Genomic DNA, 2,018 nt, shown 5'->3' on the forward strand with positions numbered 1-2,018 from the left:
GGCGGCGGCCGGGGTGCCGTGCGTGGGCAGGCGGGTGCCGGGGATCAGGGACTCGGTGGTCGACGGGGTCACCGGGTGGCTGGTCGACGACGAGCGGGACCTGGGCGCGGCGGTCGTGCGGGCGCTGCGGGCGGTGACCGCGCCGCAGGACGCGGCGGCGGTGGCGGCGCGGTGCCGGGCGTGGGCGGCGCGGTTCGACTGGGAGCGGAGCGCGGACCTGCTGGCCGGGGTGCTGCGGCAGGAGAGCGGGGCGGTGCGGGCCGGGGCCCGGCCGCGGCGGGCGCGGTCGGACATCGCGGCGGTGGTGGAGATCCCCGGCCGGGTGCCGACCGCCGGGCTGGTGCGGTCGACGGACCAGGTGGTGGTGGCGGACGGGGTGACCCGGTTGCTGCTGGGCGGGTGCGACGAGGTCGGCGCGGCGAAGGTGGTGCGGCGGCTCGGGGTCGGGAAGGCGCGCATCCGGCTGGCGACCCGGTACGACCTGCTGGCCGGGCCGGTGGAGGTCGGCGGGAGCGTGGACGGCGGGGTGGTGGACGCCGGGGTGGTGGGCGCGGTCGGCTCGGCGGAGATCGGCGGCGAGGGGGTCGGCGCCGCGGGGATCGGCACTGCGGGGGTCAGCGCCGCGGAGGTCGACGCGCGGGCCGGGGAAGCGGTCCGGTGAGCGGGGCGGCGTGGGGTGAGCGGCCGGGCGTGGAGTGGCGGGTGCGGCCGAAGGGCCCGCCGCAGGCCGGTCGGCGCGGTGACCGGGAACCGTTGCGCGGCAGCGGTTCCCCGGACGGCCGGGCACGGCCGGGGCACGAGGTCCGGAAGCGGGTGGAGGACCGGGCGCGGGTGGAGCGCGAGAGCGGGAGCCGGGCGCGGTCAGGGCCCGAGGACCGGGCGCGGGCGGGCCGGGGGAACCGGGTGCGGCGGGCAGGTCGCGCTCGGTTCCCCGGTGGGGCGACGGCGCTGCTCGCCGCGTCGTCCGCCGTGGTCGGCGGGCTGAGCTACGGGTGCGCGCTGCTGATGGCGCACCTGCTCCCCCCGGCCGAGTACACCGCGTTCGGGGCCGCGCAGTCGCTGCTCACCGCCGTCGGGGTCGGGATCGGCGCGCTGGTGCCGCTCCCGCTGGCCCGCGCGGTGCGGGAGAACCCGGCCGGGTCGGACCGGCGGCGGGACGGGATCGCGTTCGCGGTGCTGGTGTCGGTGCTCGCCGGGGTGGTGGGCGCGGTGGTGGCCGCGGTGACGGCGACCTCGTTCGCCGCGCCGGGGACGGCGCTGCTGGTCGGGGCCGCCGCGTTCGCGGTCGCCTGCACCGCGCCCGGCTGGGGCTGGTTGCAGGGCGAGGGCCGGTTCCACGTGTACGCGGGCGCGTCGGTGGCCGAGGTCGCGCTGCGGCTGGGGTGCAGCCTGCTGCTGGTCGGGATCGGCGCGGGCGGGCCGCTGGTGGCGTACGCGCTGGGCGCGCTCGCGGCCGTGGGGTTCTCCACCCGCTACCTGCGCCCGGACCTGGGGCTGCGGCTCGGCGCGCGGCGGCTGGGCGTGCTGCGGGAGGCCGAGCGCTGGCGGGAGACCGGCGGGGTGGCGGCCGTGCAGCTGGTCGTGGCCGGGCTGCTGTGCGCGGACTCGGTGCTGGTCGCCGCGCTGGACGCGGGCGCGGGCGGCTACCAGGCGGTGGCGGCGCTGGCCAAGGCCCCGGTGTTCGTGGCCACGGCGGCGGTGGTGGTGGGCTTCCCGTCGCTGCGCGGGGACCCGGCGGCGGCCGGGACCGCGCTGCGGTCGTTCGCGCGGCTGGCCGTGCCGTCCGCGCTGCTGCTCGCGGTGCTCCCGGCCGGGCTGCTGCTGCCCGAGCGGTACGCGGCGTCGGCCGGGCTGCTGCCGTGGCTCGCGCTGGCCTGCCTGGGGTACGGGGCGGTGTCGGTGCTGGCGGTGGTGCTGCTGGCCGCGCGGTGGCACGCGCGGGTCGCGCTCGCCCTGACCGGCGCGGCGGTCCTGGTCGGCTCCGGGCTCGCGGGCGGCTGGCACCTGGCCGGGACGCG

Annotated in this window: 2 protein-coding genes; both read left to right on the forward strand. The window is 80.7% G+C overall.

Features of this window, described 5'->3' with window-relative positions; translation table 11 throughout:
* Positions 1-661: glycosyltransferase (locus ACTUAL_RS11220; RefSeq protein ID WP_440900214.1), on the forward strand; the 661-nt coding region annotated here is incomplete at its 5' end.
* Positions 658-2,018, forward strand: a 1,361-nt coding sequence (locus ACTUAL_RS11225) for a lipopolysaccharide biosynthesis protein (protein WP_440900215.1), incomplete at its 3' end; no start/stop codon positions are given. The genes ACTUAL_RS11220 and ACTUAL_RS11225, both read left to right, overlap by 4 nt.

It is taken from the genome of Actinosynnema sp. (genome assembly GCF_052038725.1).